The 18,335-nt window shown below is 61.5% G+C and carries 25 protein-coding genes and 2 pseudogenes; 4 read left to right on the top strand and 23 right to left on the bottom strand.

Annotated features, from left to right (window positions below; translation table 11 throughout):
- Positions 1–105 (bottom strand): helix-turn-helix domain-containing protein (locus HMPREF3115_RS32555; protein WP_141751697.1); only part of this gene is annotated, 105 nt, incomplete at its 3' end.
- Positions 106–402: 297 nt separating this feature from the next.
- On the opposite strand from HMPREF3115_RS32555, the gene HMPREF3115_RS29585 reads away from it, so the two are divergent.
- Positions 403–774: a response regulator gene (locus tag HMPREF3115_RS29585; RefSeq protein WP_157788588.1), complete on the top strand. Its 372-nt coding sequence runs from the start codon at positions 403–405 to the stop codon at positions 772–774.
- Between the two features lie 420 nt (positions 775–1,194).
- On the top strand, positions 1,195–1,407 hold the full coding sequence (locus HMPREF3115_RS29590; protein ID WP_233620175.1) for a hypothetical protein: 213 nt from the start codon (positions 1,195–1,197) through the stop codon (positions 1,405–1,407).
- 52 nt (positions 1,408–1,459) lie between these two features.
- Here HMPREF3115_RS29590 and HMPREF3115_RS29595 read toward each other — a convergent pair whose 3' ends face one another.
- The gene (locus HMPREF3115_RS29595; protein WP_080594106.1) at positions 1,460–1,744 is read right to left on the bottom strand and encodes a hypothetical protein; all 285 of its coding nucleotides are present in this window, start codon (positions 1,742–1,744) and stop codon (positions 1,460–1,462) included.
- A 201-nt stretch (positions 1,745–1,945) separates the two neighbouring features.
- Between HMPREF3115_RS29595 and HMPREF3115_RS32560 the strand changes: the two genes are divergently transcribed.
- Positions 1,946–2,173 carry a hypothetical protein gene (locus HMPREF3115_RS32560; protein WP_043281027.1) on the top strand — a complete coding sequence of 76 codons (228 nt, stop codon included), beginning with the start codon at positions 1,946–1,948 and terminating at the stop codon, positions 2,171–2,173.
- Between the two features lie 21 nt (positions 2,174–2,194).
- Here HMPREF3115_RS32560 and HMPREF3115_RS18480 read toward each other — a convergent pair whose 3' ends face one another.
- From HMPREF3115_RS18480 to HMPREF3115_RS18485, 3 genes are all read right to left on the bottom strand, one after another.
- Positions 2,195–2,512 (bottom strand): hypothetical protein, encoded by a 318-nt coding sequence (locus tag HMPREF3115_RS18480; protein WP_070555599.1) that lies wholly within the window; start codon positions 2,510–2,512, stop codon positions 2,195–2,197.
- 736 nt (positions 2,513–3,248) lie between these two features.
- Positions 3,249–3,503 (bottom strand): hypothetical protein, encoded by a 255-nt coding sequence (locus tag HMPREF3115_RS29600; RefSeq protein ID WP_080594100.1) that lies wholly within the window; start codon positions 3,501–3,503, stop codon positions 3,249–3,251.
- Between the two features lie 186 nt (positions 3,504–3,689).
- Positions 3,690–3,932: a hypothetical protein gene (locus HMPREF3115_RS18485; protein ID WP_006414243.1), complete on the bottom strand. Its 243-nt coding sequence runs from the start codon at positions 3,930–3,932 to the stop codon at positions 3,690–3,692.
- A gap of 80 nt (positions 3,933–4,012) precedes the next feature.
- Here HMPREF3115_RS18485 and HMPREF3115_RS29605 point away from each other — a divergent pair.
- Positions 4,013–4,268, top strand: a pseudogene (locus HMPREF3115_RS29605) (LysR family transcriptional regulator); the annotation flags it as partial.
- 39 nt (positions 4,269–4,307) lie between these two features.
- Here the strand turns inward: HMPREF3115_RS29605 and HMPREF3115_RS18495 are convergent.
- From HMPREF3115_RS18495 to HMPREF3115_RS18580, 18 genes and pseudogenes are all read right to left on the bottom strand, one after another.
- Positions 4,308–5,095 (bottom strand): annotated as a pseudogene (locus tag HMPREF3115_RS18495) (DNA adenine methylase).
- Positions 5,096–5,263: 168 nt separating this feature from the next.
- A complete protein-coding gene (locus tag HMPREF3115_RS29610) occupies positions 5,264–5,758 on the bottom strand; it encodes a DUF2514 family protein (protein ID WP_043281015.1) in 495 nt (164 codons plus the stop codon).
- Entirely contained in the window at positions 5,755–6,249 is a 495-nt protein-coding gene (locus HMPREF3115_RS18505) for a glycoside hydrolase family 24 protein (protein ID WP_006414239.1), read from the bottom strand. Before HMPREF3115_RS18505 ends, HMPREF3115_RS29610 begins: the two co-directional genes overlap by 4 nt.
- A gap of 2 nt (positions 6,250–6,251) precedes the next feature.
- A complete protein-coding gene (locus tag HMPREF3115_RS18510) occupies positions 6,252–6,536 on the bottom strand; it encodes a phage holin family protein (RefSeq protein ID WP_006410008.1) in 285 nt (94 codons plus the stop codon).
- A 74-nt stretch (positions 6,537–6,610) separates the two neighbouring features.
- The gene (locus tag HMPREF3115_RS18515) at positions 6,611–7,663 is read right to left on the bottom strand and encodes a phage late control D family protein (protein WP_006414247.1); all 1,053 of its coding nucleotides are present in this window, start codon (positions 7,661–7,663) and stop codon (positions 6,611–6,613) included.
- A gap of 10 nt (positions 7,664–7,673) precedes the next feature.
- Positions 7,674–7,880, bottom strand: a complete 207-nt coding sequence (locus tag HMPREF3115_RS18520) for a tail protein X (protein ID WP_006411293.1) — start codon at positions 7,878–7,880, stop codon at positions 7,674–7,676.
- Positions 7,855–8,736 (bottom strand): phage tail protein, encoded by an 882-nt coding sequence (locus HMPREF3115_RS18525; RefSeq protein ID WP_006414248.1) that lies wholly within the window; start codon positions 8,734–8,736, stop codon positions 7,855–7,857. Before HMPREF3115_RS18525 ends, HMPREF3115_RS18520 begins: the two co-directional genes overlap by 26 nt.
- A 10-nt stretch (positions 8,737–8,746) precedes the next feature.
- Positions 8,747–11,164, bottom strand: coding sequence for a phage tail tape measure protein (locus HMPREF3115_RS18530; protein ID WP_006414280.1), 2,418 nt, complete (start codon positions 11,162–11,164; stop codon positions 8,747–8,749).
- Positions 11,165–11,219: 55 nt separating this feature from the next.
- Positions 11,220–11,549 carry a phage tail assembly protein gene (locus tag HMPREF3115_RS18535; RefSeq protein ID WP_006411973.1) on the bottom strand — a complete coding sequence of 110 codons (330 nt, stop codon included), beginning with the start codon at positions 11,547–11,549 and terminating at the stop codon, positions 11,220–11,222.
- Positions 11,550–11,631: 82 nt separating this feature from the next.
- Positions 11,632–12,135, bottom strand: a complete 504-nt coding sequence (locus tag HMPREF3115_RS18540) for a phage major tail tube protein (RefSeq protein WP_006414236.1) — start codon at positions 12,133–12,135, stop codon at positions 11,632–11,634.
- 10 nt (positions 12,136–12,145) lie between these two features.
- The gene (locus HMPREF3115_RS18545) at positions 12,146–13,315 is read right to left on the bottom strand and encodes a phage tail sheath subtilisin-like domain-containing protein (protein WP_006414292.1); all 1,170 of its coding nucleotides are present in this window, start codon (positions 13,313–13,315) and stop codon (positions 12,146–12,148) included.
- 96 nt (positions 13,316–13,411) lie between these two features.
- Positions 13,412–14,122, bottom strand: coding sequence for a tail fiber assembly protein (locus tag HMPREF3115_RS18550; protein WP_226823092.1), 711 nt, complete (start codon positions 14,120–14,122; stop codon positions 13,412–13,414).
- 12 nt (positions 14,123–14,134) lie between these two features.
- A complete protein-coding gene (locus HMPREF3115_RS18555; protein ID WP_006414255.1) occupies positions 14,135–15,439 on the bottom strand; it encodes a phage tail protein in 1,305 nt (434 codons plus the stop codon).
- A complete protein-coding gene (locus HMPREF3115_RS18560; protein WP_035947786.1) occupies positions 15,436–16,005 on the bottom strand; it encodes a phage tail protein I in 570 nt (189 codons plus the stop codon). Before HMPREF3115_RS18560 ends, HMPREF3115_RS18555 begins: the two co-directional genes overlap by 4 nt.
- Entirely contained in the window at positions 15,995–16,888 is an 894-nt protein-coding gene (locus tag HMPREF3115_RS18565; protein ID WP_006411287.1) for a baseplate assembly protein, read from the bottom strand. The genes HMPREF3115_RS18560 and HMPREF3115_RS18565 overlap by 11 nt, the downstream gene beginning before the upstream one ends.
- A complete protein-coding gene (locus tag HMPREF3115_RS18570) occupies positions 16,885–17,229 on the bottom strand; it encodes a GPW/gp25 family protein (RefSeq protein WP_006411279.1) in 345 nt (114 codons plus the stop codon). Before HMPREF3115_RS18570 ends, HMPREF3115_RS18565 begins: the two co-directional genes overlap by 4 nt.
- Positions 17,226–17,423 carry a hypothetical protein gene (locus HMPREF3115_RS18575; protein WP_006411284.1) on the bottom strand — a complete coding sequence of 66 codons (198 nt, stop codon included), beginning with the start codon at positions 17,421–17,423 and terminating at the stop codon, positions 17,226–17,228. Before HMPREF3115_RS18575 ends, HMPREF3115_RS18570 begins: the two co-directional genes overlap by 4 nt.
- A gap of 86 nt (positions 17,424–17,509) precedes the next feature.
- On the bottom strand, positions 17,510–18,244 hold the full coding sequence (locus HMPREF3115_RS18580) for a hypothetical protein (protein ID WP_233632948.1): 735 nt from the start codon (positions 18,242–18,244) through the stop codon (positions 17,510–17,512).
- Between the last annotated feature and the right edge of the window lie 91 nt (positions 18,245–18,335).

Consider the following 18,335-nt stretch of genomic DNA (forward strand, 5'->3'; position numbering starts at 1 on the left):
ATTCGTGAGGTTCAGCCGCTCGGCCGCAGCGGTGAAACCGCCCGCGTCGGCGACACACACGAATGGAACGATGCCCTTCAGATGTTCGGTCGGGAAGCTGGCCATTGTTGAATCCAATTCCATTAAACCCCGAAATACTACCCAAGATGCGAATCCAGGTCTGAAGTACGCTTGTATCACTAACGAACGTGGAGTCACGATGAATCACCGAGCACTGATCGTCGGTGCCAGCGGCATTGTCGGGCGAGCCCTACGACCGACGCGTTCTTCGATCTTTTCGAGCGGCTGAAGGCAGAACGACTCATTCCGAGATAAGGCAAATTGAACAACTGCGGTTCGGGTCGATGGGACAGACCGACAGGTTCGAGACTTGCGCCCCTATGGTTTTCGACAGGAGGCGACGTGGAGACGATTCTGCTGGTTGACGACGATGCACGCATTCTCGAACTCCTGCGGACAGTGCTGGAAGCGAGGGGATATCGTGTCCTCGTCGCGTCTGACGGAGAGGCTGCTGTCAGCGTCACATCGGCAGAACATCCAGATCTCATTGTTACGGACTGGATGATGCCAGTGCTCGACGGCGTCGCCTTATGCCGACGTCTTAAGTCACATGCGGCCACCGCACACATTCCAATTGTGATGCTTACGGCCGGGACGCCCGGTCCGCAAATAGAGCCCCTTTGGAATGCGCTGCTTAGTAAGCCTGTACCCATCGCACGCCTGCTCGGCGTGATCGGTGATCTTTTGAACCTCTCACGAGACAGCCAGCGGTGATCCGTTTGCATGTGCTGACCGCTTCTGACCGACAGCGGCGCGGGTGATCACTGCGACTGGCGAACTCCGAGCGGCCCCCTGCACCCCGCTCGACAACCAGAGTCGCCAAAGCGACTGTTCGCCACGTGAGCATGCATCAAGCGACGACCGCAAATCCTCGTGAATCCCACGCCAACAAATTGGACTCCGAGTCCGCGTCTTGACGTGTACAGCAGCGCTGAGCCGCCGGGATCGGATCTGGCCCTGGCGCGCCCTTGGCAGTCGCATAAGTCAAAAATGCTCACAGCGCACGAATTGCCTACGAAACGACTGCAACGGCGGCGCTTATAGACGAATTCCACTTGCGGTTGGCGGGCATACTGGAAGCTCCATCGAACAAATCGGAAGCGGCCATGGCTACTTTAAGTATGCAAGCGGTCCGTGGGTCGTAAGACCATCCACGTTGTCTTGATGGGTGATATCGCGACGGTCAATATTTTCGTCACGGATAACGACGATGGCTCTCACCAATCACAGATCATGAAGGTTCGTCAGTACCTCAATGCTGGCATGACTAATGAGAGTGTTGCCCGTCATGTACTCAATGTTGTCGTGGCTGCGATTGAACGGCGCAATCAGCACTGGGCACACTGAATTTCGGCTTGTCCGTCCCGTCGGACCCGATAAGACCGCCCGCACATTGACGTCAGAGGGTCGCCAGCAATCGCAATTGGTGCTCGGTTTCAGTTCCCTTAACCAGCGCATAGCACCGTGTCTGCCGTCGCTCGACGACTGAAAGCCCTTCGGCATCGGAGAAGGCGTTCCATACGGTGCCGTCAATACTCGCAAATTCTCCGTGAGTTCGCGCAAAGGCACGCAACAGCGGACTTGCTGCACGGCGAAGAACTATACGGTCCGCATTTAGCACATAGGTTGACCAGCGACCGCAGAGGATCAGGTAATAGGGTATCGAGAGGTGATCAACTTTCATGAGCAGAGCTGTTTCGTCCATTGTTATCGCTCTGAGGTCTACCAGACCTCTTGGCCGCTGCCGCTATTGAGTCGTCGAGTGGTGCGCGACCACGACGCGATGGTGAAGCTAGCCGGATCGTGGCACTTCTCAATGGCGGACACTTCTGCTCGCCGCACCCACACGGCAGCCCCACTCTCGACAACCAAACAGGGGGAGCAAGTGCTCTTCGATACGACACAATTCCGAATCGACCCGACGCCCCGCAGGGCTGATGGAGAGTACATCGCACATGCGAGGATTACCATGAGGCTTCTGGACGGAGGTGAGAGAGAGGTGCATGCCAGTGGCGATCTGACCGGTTTCGATAGGCGCGATGACGCGATTGCGTACGCGACGCAATGGGCGGAGAGATGGCTGGCCGCTCAGGGTTGCTCGCCTGTGGTCTAAACTCCAAGCATCGTGGATGCGCTACCACCTAGGGTGCTTCATTTCTTCGGCTTCCATTGCTGCGAGCCGTTCTTCAGTTGCGGATACAGATTCCATGGCTTCGTCGATCGACGACAATGCATATTCACAGGCCAGTTTCGTCTCTTCAACGGTAGACTCTGGCCCCTCTTCGTCGCTCGGCGGAGGGGAAAGCATGTCTTTCAACATCATCCTCAGTTCTGACGTGTCCCATGGCTCGCCCCTTTTCTCCTTCTTCGCTATATAGTGACGGATTTCCGCGTCTTGCTCGGGCGAGAGTGGAAGGTGTCGAAAGGGGTTACTTGGGTTAGCGTCAATCATGATGTTGCTCCAAAGTTCGGATGCGCCCCCCTTGGACTGCTCCCTGCGGCGCAAGTACACCCGGAAAAATGAGGGCGAAGGAGCAGGCTCCTGTTTTCGGAAGCGCGAATCGCGAATCGTGAATGCGTTCAAGCCGGGCCAAAAGCTCGTCCACTTCGAGTGCGCGAACTTTACTTCGCCCGGATTGTGCGCACAGCAAGCGACGAAATGCGCGACGCAACACGACGGTAGGTGAAGGGCGAGCAGTCAAAACAGCAAACGGGCGCTCGAACGAACCCATAATACGCGCATCGCTGATCGGGTGTCGATCTTATTTCGACCGCCACCAAACAGATGACAAAGCGCCTCGTCACACCGCCCCTACAGCACACAATATGCCATCGTGCCCGCGTTAACCGAGATGCTTTCGACGTGGATGGTTGACCAGATAAAGCCCACGCCGACTGCAGCCCGCGCGCTGAACATGCCGATCACTGTCGCCAACAAATTCCGAGCACACACTGCTTGACCTTTGGCAACTGACAATCCATCCGGTCAAGTCAAGTGTCGGATCGAGGCCGCCAACAGTCTCTCGCAGTCCCCTACAGGTGGCCAAGGCGAACTTCAAGCAATCCCTTTCGGGCCGCTGGTAAACTCGGGCAGCCAGTGCAACTTTTACCGCAACGCTTCTGGACGGAGGCGAGAGAGAGGTGCACGCTAGCGGCGATCTGGCCGTTCGGAGCGAACGCGTCGCAGATCAGGCAGCAGAGCTATCGTCGTTTGGCGGACCAAGCAGCACGTCGATCGCTGCCTGCCCCGCCACCTCCGCGATGAGGTATGCCCAGCGTCGGGTAAAAGGGCCGTTGCGCAAACGGATACGGCTACCTCGTTCGCCAATGAGGACGAGGTTCTGGCTACCTTTTATCTGAAAACTTACGTCGTATAGGTCCTCTGCCGAGGACGTCAGTTCAACATGAATCTCGAAACCCCGATATGGGATTGTCCGGTACATGATGCGCTCCGTCTATTGACGAACCAACGCGCCTCTTGTCGGGGCTGTGCGAAGGGTGATGTCGATTCATTGTACACGTGATGCCGGCGATATCACCGACTTGTACGTCAGCGGCACAGCGCGAGGCCATGGCTGGGACGCAAATCAGCAAGTCTCGCTAATTGAATTCTGGAGGGCGCATTGAGCCTACTTATCCCCGAACTTTTGCTCGTCGATGAGCATGTGACAGTAGGCGTCAGAGGCAGCGAGGAACAAGCCCTCGGAGATGAACGTGCCCGGCACGTCCATATTCGAAATCACAGCTTCGGTTGTGCCGTTCCAATGACGTCGTCGAATATCAATCGTGCCGCGCCACTCTCCTGCCGGACAGGAATTTGCAGAGACGCGATAGAAATAGCTGCGATACAGCTTGAATCCGTCTAGGTCCATTGCCTACTCCCGATCATTCGGTAATCAATCGTAGCACGTCGCGAAGACTTGGATTGCAGGAAGCGAGAAGTCACACATCGAAGAAGGTCTTCGACGACAAGCCGGGCGTCGGCTGCATAATCTACTTGCCGAAGGTAATCTCGCAGCATCAGGTTCCGGAGGCACGTGAGATTGTTCCTGCTCCGGAGACCAGCAAGGATCAGACCGGCACGATCATCGTCAGTACCACCGATGCTCCCTTCTCGATGAAAAAAGCCCGAACACATCGGGACAGCGAATCGCATCGAGATTCGGCTCGTAGATCAAGACCTCCTTCCCACGTTCGCGAATTTGTAAGCGCAATGCCGGTGCGATGCCATGCGACGGCATCATCGGTTAGAACAGTTCTGCGAGCTGCACTGCGTCGTCCCAACTGAAAGTGATCAGCTCGTTTCGCTCGAGGCCCCTCCCGCCGCCGACCGTGTATTGAATCGGCACGGTCTCGATGTGAAAACCGTCGAACACTCGCCGAATATCGGGATGGTCATTAAGGCTCACGATCGCGCCCCTTTGATCGACCGCAGGCGTTGCGCCATCCGCTCGCACCCGCCGAATGGAAACGCCACGCCATACCCTTACGTCTCGTAATACGGCGGGTCCAAGCAGAACAGCGTATGTGGGCGGTCGTATCGATCGATGCACGCAGCCCAATCCAGCCGCTCGATGAACGCGTTCGCAAGGCGCAGATGCGCCGCTGACAGTTTCCCCTCGATGCGCAGGAGATTCCGGTCGGGCGGCGTTGTCGTCGCCGTGCCGAACGTCTGCCCTTCGAGCTTCGCTCCAAAGCAACTTTTCTGCAGGTAGTAGAACCGCGCGGCACGCTGGATATCGGTGAGCGTTTCGGGAACGGTCTGCTTCAGCCACTCGAAGACCTGCCGGCTCGTCAACGCCCATTTGAACTGCCGCACGAATTCCTCGAGGTGGTGCTGGACGACGCGGTAGAGGTTGATCAGCTCACCATTGATGTCGTTGATCACCTCGACTTTGGCTGGCGGCCGGAGGAAATACAGCGCTGCCCCGCCGGCGAACACCTCGACGTAACAGTCGTGCGCCGGGAAGCGCGGGATGAGATGGTCCGCAAGGCGACGCTTGCCGCCGATCCACGGAATAATCGGATTTGCCATTGTGAAAGCCGTTTTTAAACTTGGTGTAGAATCCGGCCCGCCTACCGGTAGGTAGCAGGGCCTTGGCCGATTCACTGGCATGCTCAGTGGAAAGGCGACCGGGGCGCGTGTTGCCGCACGCACCTCGGTCGCCCTGTTTCTTTCGAGACCCTTCGGCCTCAGGCCGCTCTATCGCGGCTGGTCGGATTGCGCGTTGCCCGTCAACGCGTCGTAACTGCGCTCGCACTGCTGGCCGGCGATACCGCGCTCGTCAGCGATTCGCGCCAGCTCTCCCGCTGCTTCGTCAGCCCGGCCGAACAGGTCGGCAAGCAGATCAAGGGCGCCGTCGGTTGCCGGGCTTCCTGCCGCAGCGCCGGCACGCCGGGCGTCGGCGACGAGCGAGGCGACTTGCCTGCGCAGGCCGTCAGCAGCGCCATCGGCAGCAGCAGCATCGCGGCGTGCATGATCACGTTCTTTCGCAGCATGGGTTGCGATCTCCTGTTGAGCCGCCAGCTGGCGGCGAACCTCGTTACGTTCGTTCGTCAGGGATTCGATCTGATGCGCCTGATCCGCGACCTTCGCGGACTGGTCGGCATCACGATGCCCCTTGAAATATCCGCACGCCGCACCGGCGACGACGCCGGCAACGACAAGCAGCCAGATGCGCGGGTCGATCCACGTCATGCGGCCACCTCCCCGCCGGCCGCGCGATACGCGGCCAGCAAATGCTCGATCTTGTTTTCATGCTGGCCGTATCCGGCCCCCGGCAGACTGGCCCATACGTTCGAGACCTTCGCGACGGCCTCGCGGAACCGGCCGGCGTCGATCAGCGGCAATGCGCCGTGCTCGCGCAGCTGCTGCAGTGCGTACCGGTCCTGCGAGACCGGCCCGAAGTCCGGTAGCTTCATCTGCGCCTGATAGATCCGCCACCAGCGCGCGAGAATCTGATAGCGGCCGGCGGCTGTCGACGGCACTGGAATCTGCCGGTTGAGCACATTCGGATGCGCCGCGTAGCTTGCGAACAGCAGCGGCCGCGACGGCGTCGAGCCGACGAGCACGTTGTAGCCATCGTCCGACTTCCCCAACAGATCCGAGCCGATCTCGCTCACGGCGATCATGTCGAGAAACGCGACGCGGTTGCGGCCGCCGGCAGCGGTAACGGTGATACGCGCCATCGTCACTTCTCCCCGAACAGTCGCTTCGCGTTCCGACGCAGCAGCACTTCGAGGTACTGCGATCCGATGATGCCGAGTGCGCTGCCGAGACCGAGCAGCGCGATCGGTGGCAGATCCGGGATCTGCAACAGCGCCAAGCCGGCGACCATCGACGTCGCCGAGCCCAACACCGCCCTGCCAGCAACAAGCCGGAACGTGAGCTGATCGCTGCCGACCAGCACCTTCGCGATACCAATCAGTCCGCCCATGATGATCAGCTCCAGAATGGTTTTCTCGTGGTCCTGCATTCCACCCCCGCAATAAAAGAAAAAGCCGCCCGAGTTGCCTCGAGGCGGCTGCCAGAAATCGACGCACGCGTGTGTTACTTCGGCGGCGACGGTACAACCAGATCGATCTTCTTCGTCGGCTTCTTGCGATGGCCGACCTTCGCCTTGCCCTTGTTGCCGGCGTTCAGCTCCACCGACGTCTCCCAACCATTGCCGGCATACCGGTGTCGTACGGAATCGACCAGAAAGTCGCCGTCCGCCTCCTGCTTGAAACCCGACAGCTTTACGGTCTTCTCGGCCGATATGTCCGTACGCCCCTTCATTCGCAGGACGCTGCGCGCGGTGTGCCGGTTCAGCTTCTCAAGGCGCGACTTCGCGGCGGTCTTCGCGGCCTCCGGACTGGCGAACGCATGGCGCTCGGTATGAACCGCGGCGGCGCCGGGCGGAGCGTCGGGATTCGGGATCGTCAGGTCGATCTTCTTCCCCGTTTTCTTGTCGTGCACCTTCGTCCGTACAGCAACGAAGCTCGCACGATCAGGAAACGAGATCTCGTAGTCCGTCAGATCGTCCGGTGTCAGGGTGATAGACGGCAACGGCTTGCCGCTGGCGCTCTTGCCGCCGCCGATCGGCGCGACGATCAGCTTGCCCGCCTTCACCGTCGCCGTCGCGCCGTACTGCCGCGCCATACGCGTAATGAAATGCAGGTCGCTCTCGCCGAACTGATCGGCACGCGGCACGGCCGCGTCGACCGAACATGCCGCGGCCCATTTGTTGCGCCGCGCGACGTCGCCGACGATGTCGGCCAGCTTCACGTTCGTCCAGCTGCCGTTGCGCTGCGTCTTCGACGTCGCGCGCAGGTTAGCCGGTCTACCGCGGATGATCAGCGTCGCCGGCGGCCCACGCAGCACGATCTCGTCCACTGCATACTCGCCGAGCATCGTCAGCCCTTGCCCTTCCCATCCGAGCGAGATCTTCAACGTCGCGCCCTTCGGCGGGAACCGCACCTTGCCGTCACGGTCGTCCAGCTCGATCTCGCACTCATCCGCCTCAAGGCCCGGCTTGTCGGTCGTCTGAATCTGCAGTACGCGGTCCTGAATCACGCGCGTGATGTCGTCGCCGTTCGCGACGACCTGAAAAATTGCCCGCATCGTCCCTCCGTCACGACCAAAGCTGGATCGGTTCGTCGCGCGGCGTGTCGAGATCCGGCATCGTGATCAACACGCCGGACCGAAACGGCTGTGGCTCGCGCGCGAGACCGGGATTGGCTTCGTACACGGCCTCGACGGTGCCCTTCAACGTCCCGTAGTGGGCGTAGCAGAGCGTGTCGAGGATGTCCCCGTCAGAGGTTCGCAAAATCTTCGCCATAGCGGCCGAACTCCAGACTGTAGGTTTGCTTGCGCGGCGCACCGTCGGACATCAGCGCCTCCTGCTCTTCATCGACGCTGTGCAGATACCAGCGCCCGAGCACGTCGCCCGTGCCGGCCGTCAGCTGCACCGGCTTCAACTTCGCGCCGATCGCGCGCAGCGCCTCCAGCTGGCGGAAGCCGGCACCGAGCGACGGGAACACGACGCCCGACAGCGTGATCGTGTCGCCGCCCTGACTCACCGGCTGCTGCGCTTCCTCGCGATTCAAGCGCTCCTGCGACGCAATCTTGAAGCGCGTCGAGCGCCGCAGCTTGTCGTATGCCGCCGTCGACAGACCGAAGTGGAACGCGTCCCCGTCATCGGTCGACAACGTCAGCAGATGAGGGGTAGACGACGTCGCGCTGTCGAACAGGCCGGAGAAGATGGAACTGAGCCCCGTCGTCTGCGCGAACGACTGCAACGCGCCCATCGTCTGCTCGCCGACCAGCGCGGTGAACTGCGTTTTCGCTTCACCCAACGCGCCCATGACGGACTGCGCAGCCGACTGGATCAACGGATGATTGACGCCGCCGACCATCTTCAGCACGCCACTGACGGCCGCACCGGTTGCCGAGAAACTGCGCATCACCGTACCGATCTGCGGACTGAGGTCGCCGGCGACGGACAGCAGACTCGTCGCACCGCGCAGCAGGTCCGCGGCCGACGTGAGGTTGCCAGTCGCGAGCTTCGTCAACGTGTCGACGGTGTTCTGGCTCGCACTGCGATTCCGATCGAACACGCGCACCACGTGCCGAACGCGTTCCGACGCAATGCTGGCCTGCGTCGCGGCCTGCGTCACACTGGAAATGAAGTCCATCTACCACCCCTTACAAATGCGGTGCATCGAACATCGCCGACCGATTGCTCTTGTCGAGCGTCTCGGTCATCGTCCGCTGAATCAGCGGGTTGATGCGGGCCAGCAGCTTGTCCGCGATCTCTGCATCCGAACTGCCCTCGACCTTGATGTGGAACACCGGAGCGAATGAGTTTTGTTGCTCGACCTTGAAGGGACGCGACTGCGGCGAATCCGCGGCCGCAGCGACCTTTGCAGCGGCCTTCACTGCGTCACTGTCGTCCGCCTTCGGCCCAGTCGCCCATCGCGCTATCGCGCCAAGTAACTTTCCGCCGGCGAACGTACCGACTGCACCGCCAAGCACACCGCCGATCGCGGCACCGATCGGGCCGCCGAGCATGCCGATACCCGCACCGAGCTTCGCTCCAACGACGCCACCGGCGAGCGAGCCGCCGATGCTGGCGTACCCTTCCGCCTTCCTCGCGATCGGCTGGTCGCTGCGTGCGACCGCGTATGCGTCCTTCGCCGCAAACGCGATCTTCAGGACGCTGCCGGCGATCGCGAGCTTCCCCGCGTACGGTGCAATGCGGCCGGCGACCGTACGAAACGCGCCGATGACGCGCCCGAGTCGACCGCTCGACGCGCGACCAGCTGTCGAGCCGCCGCCGGCAAGGTCGCCGAGCAGATCGCCCGCTGCGCCGGCGATGCCGCCACCGAGACCGCCGCCCGGCAGGTTCACGACGAATACGCGTTGCACGCCCCCGGCGGCACCGCTCAACGCGTCGAGCGCCTTGCCGAGCCGCCCGCCGGCAGTGCCGCCACCAGGTGCACCACCACCGCCACGTCGAGCCATCCAGCCGCCGCGCAGAATGTCGAACACGCCGCGCCCCATGTTCCACGCAGCACGTGCGCCACGAACGGCAATCGCCGTGCCGATGACGCCGACGACCGCTGCGGTCGCTCCGGGGGACGCGTCGGACGCGTGCTGCACCGTTTCGCCCGCGCGCTTCGCGACCTTGCCGGCGAGATCCGTCACCGGCCGCAGCGCATCGCCGATACTGCGCATCGCGTCGTCCCACTGCTGGACGACCTCGCTCCAGATCTGCTTCGACGTTGCCCGCCGATCGGCCAGATCCTTGTCGATCTCGCCGCTCGCGTCCGCCGCGTTGCGCTTGAGCTTCTGATACAGATCGGCGTTCTGCATGTACGCGGTGAGCGCCGCCTTGACCTGCATGTCGTTGAACAGGTCGCCGGTCTTCATCGTGTCCTCGAAGGCCCGCATCTGCGCCTGACGCTTGGCGGGATCCAGCTCGCTGTTGAGCTGCTTCGCCACCGCTGCCAGCTGCGCCGCCTTCTTCGGATCGACACGCTCGATGTAGGCCCGTGCGAGAACGAACGACGCCTCCAGCGGCGACCATCCCTTGTTGATCGCCTCCTTCATCTTCGCTTCGTAGTCGACGCCGGCCTTCTTGTAGTTGCGCTCGGTCTCGCCCGATCCGATCTTCGAAAACCAGTTCTTCAGGTTGTTCGCTGCCTCGTCTGCGTTGCCGGCCGTCTTCATCTGGACCTGCAGCATTGCGCCGAGCTGCGTCACCGAATCCTGCCCCGTGATGCCGAGCTTCTTCATTTCGGCCAACAGCACCGGGAACCACCGCGCCATGTCGACGGATTCGAACGAGCCCTCCTTGCCGAGATACGCGATCGCCTCCAGCGCCTTCATCATCGCCTTGGGATCCTTGATGTCAGCGTTCTGCTGCAGCGCCTGAATCATCTGCGCAGTCTCGATGCTGGACGCCCCCTGACCTACCGAGAATTTCGCGACGGCCGGGCCGAAGTTCAGCGCCCGGTCGACGTCCATCCCGGCCGCAACCATCTGGTTGACCGCATCAGCCAGCTCGTTGCGCCCCATACCGTTCGACAATGCGTCACGGCGGATGCGCTCGGACATCGCTCGCTCCTGCTCCGTGCGGGCGATGCCGGCCTTGATCGCGATGTCGCGGATAATTGCCTGATACTGCGCCGACACCGTGGTCGGCACCGCGACAGCCGCACCGAGCTTCACGGCGTCGCGGGCCGCGTCACGCATGCCGTCGCGACCGGCAGCCAGACGTTCATGCCCGGCCGCTTTGAGTTCAAGCCCGCGCACCGTACGCCCGAGTCTCGCGTACGCCCGATCGAGGCGATCGACCTCGAAGCCGGCGTCACGCAGCGCACGAACGTTGCTGTCCAGCTTGCGCCGGATTCCGTCCGCGGCGCTATCGCCCGCCAAATGCAGCCGGCGAAACTCCTCCTGCAGCTTGATCGTCTCGCCAATCTGCCGCTGCCACATGCCGCGCTCGCTCGCAGCTTTGCGCAGCCCGACGATCTTCGAGTTCGTGTCGGCGAACGCCTTGCCGAGCGTTGCCGACACGGCACCGCCGATGACGATGCCAAGTGCAATATCACGTGCCATGTCAGTCCTCGCTCAATCAGTCAGCCACCACAACACGTCGTCGATCGTCATGTCGTCAACCGACTGCGGCTGCACCCCGTACTCCTTCATCAGCCGGCGAGCCAGCGCCTTCACTGTTTCGATTGGCAGCCGGACGAACGGATCGAAAGGATTCATACGCACGCTGCATTGCGTCGTAATCGACCATGTCCATTCCTTCGATGTCGTCGGGTGCGACGTCGGCCAGCGTCGCGAACAGCACGATCTCGCGCAGCTCGTCGTCGCCCTGCGCCTGCTTGCTCGCCGCGCGCATGTCGCGAACCTTCGGGCGGCGCATCACCAGCTCGTCACGCACGACGCCGTCGAACGCCACGGGATACTTCAGTTTGATCTTCACGGTTTCCACTCAGCACCTCGGAAATGACAAAGGGGCGGTCAACGGACCGCCCCTCGGGTTATCGAAAAGTTGCTTTGGCCGGCCGCGGCGCTCACATGCCGAGCGCCTTGCGCACGTCGGCGAGCTGATCGACGCCGTCGATGATGCGGATCATGTTGAGCACGTCGATCTCGCAGATCACTGCGCCGTCGATCTCGGCCTTGTAGTACGACAGGTCGACCGTGTACTTCAGCTCCGACGTCGAGCCCGGCTTCCAGCTGCCGGGATCGTATTCGGACAGCATGCCGCGCATGATGAGCGCGACCGACTTCACCTTGCCCCGCGTGTCGCGAAACGCACCGCGAAAGGTGGCGTTGAACGCGCTGTTGTCGGCCAGCCCGAAGAACTTCAGCACGTCACGCTCGACGCTACCCATGGTGAACGCCGCCTGCAGCCCCTCCATGCCTTGGTCGACCTTGACCGGCGCGTCCATGCCGCCTGCGCGGTAGTCCTCCGTCTTGATCTTCAGCTTCGGCGGGCTGAGTTCGGGCGCGCGCCCGGCGAAGCCGCGCCCATCGACGTACAACGCCATGTTGTTCAGAGTTTCCGGGACCATGCGTCACCTCTTACGATTGCGTGTCGAGAACTTCCGTCAGCCACTCGTTCGTGACCTCGAAGCGGAAGATCGGGTTTTCTGCCGGCGGAACGTCCGTGAACCGGATGTTCCAGTACACCTTGCCCTGCTCGAGCTGCGACGCGGAATTGAGCTTCGGATCCGGGTACACCTCGAAGTTGATCACCGCGCCCTGATTGCGCAGATCGCGCATGAACGCCCGCAGCCCTTCGGTGACGTCCTGCACGTACGTTGCCGTAATGCCGCGATCGACCGCCCACTTATGGCCGGCCTGCACGGCGTCCATCACGATGTCGAGCGTGCGCACGCGAGTCACGAACGACCACTTCGGATCGGCCGACAACGTCCGGTTGCCCCACAGGCGATACCCGCCGTCGCGGATGATCGTCGTGATGAACGCGTTGTTCAGCAGATTCGCGCGGCAGGTCTCGTCGCCGTCGAGAAATTCGATCGGCCGCTTCGTGCCGCTGATGCCGACGATTTCCTTGTTCGAGGGCGATGCCCAGAAGCCGATCGCCGCGTCGGTCTGGCAGAACAGGCCCGCCGCATACGCCGATGCCGGCGCGTCGACGTCCGCGTTCTTCGCCGTGTCCCAGTACCGCACGCCGGGATCGACCAGATACAGACGCTTGCTGCCGAAGTTCTTCGCGTACTGGATCGCATCCTCGTCGGTCTTGTTCGGCCCGTCGATGATCGCGATCGCGCGCAGCTTGGCGGCAAGCTCATCGGCCGCTGTCGCGACCGGCTGCTTGGCGGTATGGCCGGGCGCGATCAGCAGCCGCGGCTTCAGGTCGAACAGCGATTTGCCATCGAGCAGCGCCTGCATGCCGGTGCGCGCACCGCCCGCGGACACGCCACCGATAATCGCGGACGTCAGTTCAGCATCGGTCTGATCGGCCGGAACGCCGACAGCCACCATGACCGTCTTGCTCTGCTTGTAGATGCCCTGAATCGCGCGCGTGATCGGGCTGGTCTCACCGAACGCAGCGACGGCGTCGTACTCGCTGGTGATGCGCACGGGCACGTTGGGCGCGACGAGGTCCGGGCCAGGCGTGTAGGTGTCCACGATGCCGACGACCGACGTCGACGGGACTGCGATCGTGCGCGGCCCGGTATCGACCAGCACGGTCGTGACGCCGTGATAGAAAGAAGTAGCAGCCATTCAGGTCTCCGAGAAAGCTACAAATAGAAAAGCCGCTCATGTGAGCGGCCTGCAATTCGAACGTGCGTCATCGCACTCTTAAATGCGGATCCAGCGTCAGTCGGTCAGCTCGGCGTTCCGGCTGTCGACCGGCACTTGCTTCGGCGGCTGCGCGGCTGCAAGGCGTGCAGCGGCGTCCGCCTCCAGTCGCTTTCTCGCGGCGTCAGCTTCCGCCTCGGCCTGCGCAACGACTTGCGCCTCGTCCGGCTCATCGGGCCAAACGACACCGTCCGGAAACGTCGGCGAATCGACAAGCCGCACCAACGCCATTTGATAAGCCGCCCACGCCTTGAAGACAGCTTCTTCAGCGAGCGTCATCATGCCGGCGGCAAACGCGTCGGCCTTGCCGAAGTTCTTCCGCACAGCAATTGCGCGTCGTCTCTCGAATTCCGCCATCGCCACGTCGCGAGCGCGAGCTGCGACGATCGACGGGTCCACCTCCCATGATTTTGTCGCCTCGCTCCAAACGTGCTCATCGGATGGCCGCGGTACATCAGTCAAGCCGGCATCGTCCGGCGTAATTCCAATGACCAGTATCTCGGCCACCTCGCCGTTGTCCTTTCGATAGAGACGCAATGTTCGATAGTCAGGCACCAGTGACCACGAACCATCGCGAAAGACCGGCCACGTGAGGCGCGGCCGCTCAGGCAATTGCATGGACGTGGTAAATGCTGGCTCCAGCCACCGACCGGGATTGAGAGGATCAGGATCAGCCAAAAAACTGTTCAGATATTGACCGGTTTGGCTGTCATATTGATGCAAGAGCATTTCGTACTCCGTTTAATACGCGCGAATCATTGCAAGCAGCGCGATGTTGCGCGGACGTGCTTCGTTTCCGCCGTCACCGTTGATCGTGATGGAATGGACGTGGTCGCCGACTGCACCGATTCCGACGTTGTGCGCGTGATTGCCCGCCCCGTCGGTGTCAAATACGTGCACGTGGTCACCAACGACAGTTGTCCACGGCTGGACCGGCGCATCGACTGAAAACGTGCTGCCGACGCCGCCCCGGTCGGTATCCGCTGTCCACTCGGGAGTCCTGTAGTCCAGCTGGTGACTGTGCGCGCCTCCGCCCGCGGTCGTGCCGTGGTGACCATGCCATCCTTGCGTATCGGTCCACGCAGAATGACCGTGTGCTCCCGCCGCACCGGACGATGCGCCGTGCGCGTGATAGGCGTTCTGCCCGCCTTGCCATGTCCCGATCGCGCGCGACGCGTCCGCCCCGCGGCCATCGTCCCAGCAACGCAAGAATTCCCCACGCAATTCGGGCAAACGGAATGTCGTCGCGCCATCCCCATGGGAAAAGCAGCCGTTGTTGCCGGCGCCCCATGCAGCATCAGTAACGAGCGCGCCGCTTGCCTGCGCGTACGCCCAAAGCTTGGGATAGTCGGCCCGTTTGATCAGCGCCCCGTTGCACTTCAGGTACCCTGCCCGCGCCTGCGTACGAGGTTCGAATACGATCTGTCCGATGACTGCGCTATCGAACACGAAGTTCCCGAGGTCGGTCGCGTCCACCATGCACCTCAGCCCGGAACCATCAAGATTCCAGCCGATCTTGACCTTATTCGCGCCTTGATTCGTGCCGCCTCCCTGCTGAACCGGCGTAAAGCCGAGCGCTGGCTGATAGTTCTGCCCTCTGACCCATGCCGCGTTCACCACGACCGAACCGCTATCGCCCATAGGTGGTGTCGGCGTCGTCGGCGTGCCGACGAACGGCGGTGAGTCCAGCGCCGCTTTCGATGCCAGCGCACTCGCGACCTTCGATGCGAAATTCGGATCGTTGTCTAGCGCCTTCGCGAGCTTGCTCAACGTATCGAGCGTGCCCGGCGCCTGCGCTACCAAAGCGGCGACCTTTTCTGCCAATTCGCCGTGTGTCGCATATTGCGGATGCGGATCGGTCGCTTCAACATGCTCGTCAAAGCTGCTTTGGCTGGCCTCGATCGCTTTTTTCAGATATCGAGTGCGGTTCGCAAGTTGCTTTGCCTGCAAGTTGTCGATACCGTCCGGTCCACCCATTACAGGATCCGACGTTTCGAGTTGGTAGATTCCATTCTCCCATCGCTCGATCTCAACCAGATCTGTCATGTCGTGATACTCCCTCTAGTGTATTGCCCGTCCCGGACTGCAATGCCGTTATGACGGATCGCAACGGCTGCATAATCGAGCGCGGCAAGCTTGCTGCGGGCAGGCGCGTAACGCTCAATCGCCCGCCACAACTTGTCGGCCTGATCGCGGGTGACTGGCCTCCCCAACTTCACGATGTACTCTGCCCACGCGCTCGTCCTACCGCGCAATTGCTCACCGTTACGTACGAACGCCCCATCGCGACGCCCGCCTCTGCGCCCTTCGATGATCGTGACCTCGCCGAACCCAAGGCGGCGAATTACCTCACGCACCGCCCAAGGTGTGCCCTTCTTTCGATGCAACGCCAACGAGCCCTTCACCAGCGCTCGCCGGGCATCCTCCGATTCGGCGAGTTCCCAACCATCGACAGCCAGTGCCCATGCGAGCCACGGTAACCACGCTACTGGACAGCGATCAGCGTCCCATAGCGTGCGCAGCACTTCCGGCTGGACGGTCGGGCGCATCACGCGCGCGAGTGCCGCCTCGAGCGGCGTTTGATTCGACGGCAGCAGCGGCTCAGGCGTCATCGATCTTCACCTCCAAATTGATGGCCGTGCAATGCGCAAACTCTCGCGAACCACATAAGACATCGTCGGCCGGCGAACGCAGTTCTATGCGGGTGACGCCACTGTCGGGCGCGTGGAGCGCCCCTTCGATAGCAGACCGGGGCATACCAACCCGAAGCTTTCTCGAATTCGCCACCACGCTCTCCAACATCTTTCGGCGGGCATCCAGCACAATGTTCGGATCCGGCCCGCCGCCGACATATACGATCGCATCGATGGCGTATTCGATCTTCGCCGCCGCACTGATCAGAACCGTATCGTTGAGCGGGCGAACGGTCTCGGGCGCTACTTTGTCGCGCACCAGATCAAGCAATGCCTGATCCGGTACGCCATCGCCTCGTGCGGACATGATCGTGAGCCGCACGGTACCCGGTTCCGGTCGGTCTACAGTCACATCCAGCACGTCGGCAGACGCGTCCATCGCGAATGCCCGGTACGCGCCGAATGGCCCTGCAACCGTCGCACGCTCCATCGACATCTGAGCGCGCAACTTCAACCGATCGTCCGATTCCATGCGCCGCTCGACTGGCGGATTAGCTTCCGGATCACCGGGATCGATCACCGCTCGCTCCGTGTCCAACAGAACCGCCAGATGCTCCAGATCGGCGCCCGTAGAAAACGCGAGCATGACTGCGCGCGCAGCGTCATTGACTCGCGCCGCAGCACGGATCTCGTCATACGCTGCCAGCTCGATCAGCTTGACGACCGGATCCGACTTCAGCGCCGCAGTCCAGTCGGGATAGATCGATTTGAAATACTCCAGCTTCATTCGGAACGCGGCCTCGAAGTCGAGTACCTCGACAAGATCCGGCGGGTCCAATGAAGCGAGATCGATAATCGTCATGTTGGCACCTCGATTTCCACAGCCGTGCCGTCGTATTCACCACGAATCGCGAATGTTGGTTTGCCGTCGATGACCGACAGCACCTTGACCTGAGCGAGTTTGATTCGTGGTTCCCATCGGCCGATCGCCCGTGCCGCTTCGGCCTGTGCGGCAGATATCCATCCGCGTGTGATCGGAAGATCGACCATCAGCGGGATGTCCGACCCGTACTCGGGCAATTCCCGTCGCGTTCCCTTGCGCGTGCCGAGGATGTCGCCGAGACTCTGCTTCAAGTGCGCGATGCCGGTGATCGGCGCACCGGTCCATCGGTCCATGCCGACGAGTGCACCGGACCGGCTCATCCGCGCTCCTCGACCCGCTTGAAGTCGGGATGCGCATCGAGGTATTCGATCTGGGCGGCGGATCTTGCGATCGCCTCGCCAGACAGGACACGCAGCACGTCGCCGTTCGGGAAGACGATCACGCGGCTACGGAACCGCGTATCGAGAAACTTTGCGACGGCCGGCGTAGCAGCCGGCGGGTTGTCTTTTGCCATGATCGGCCTCTCAAAAACAAAACCCCGCCGAAGCGGGGCAAAGTTGCTTTTCACATGTGTTCGCCAAGAAATTCGGCGCATTCCGCTCATTTGGACAACTGCTCTACCGTCTCCAAATGCACGCCATCAAGCGGCAGTTGCATCGTACGGCCTTGGTAGTACAAGGCAATGCGCGTGGCGGACTGCGCAACCTCGTAACCTCGACCGATCTCTTTTCCATCTCGCGTTGCCACGTAGCATTTCGCCCTCGACCGAAGGCAACCTTTATCGAAGTCCGCTTTGTGTTGCTTCGCGATGTGCTCACCGATTGCAGCGCCTATACCAGAAGGGATCGAAATAAACGGCGGCAGAAAGATGCAAAACCAGACGAAGCCGATCGCCAGAAGAAGGACCACAATGATTGTGCTTAGACACTTTCTGAGTGTCGGTGCACGGCGGACGACTTCAAGTGCGGCTCCCGATTTCTCCGTGATACGCGGCATCAGAATCGATATTAATTTCCGGGCGCCATACACTAATCCGATGTACACAATTACTGCGACGGCGCACAACAGTAGTCGTTTCCATGTACTGGCCAGCCATTCTTGCAACGCAATAGAAGCATTCAATGCGCCCCACACTGCGAGCACCAAGTGCTTTGCGCGGTCTATTTGGAAGCCGCTATCGTCAACTGAAAACACTTCGAGGTACGCGCCGTAATAGGCATCCCCAAGCGAGTAGGCGATTCCTAACCACATCAGGCCGATCACCGACACGATGACAGCCCACGACCAGTCGAATATGTGCTTCTTCTCAGGTTGCTGCTGTACCACTCCGCTCATTCACTATCTCCAGACAGAATTAAGCACGTTCCTGCGGACCGAGATTCCGCGGCAACCGAACATACACAATGCGGCTAGCCACCAATACCTG

The sequence above is a fragment of the Burkholderia sp. HMSC10F09 genome, assembly GCF_001806955.1.
Lineage (GTDB): Bacteria > Pseudomonadota > Gammaproteobacteria > Burkholderiales > Burkholderiaceae > Burkholderia > Burkholderia multivorans.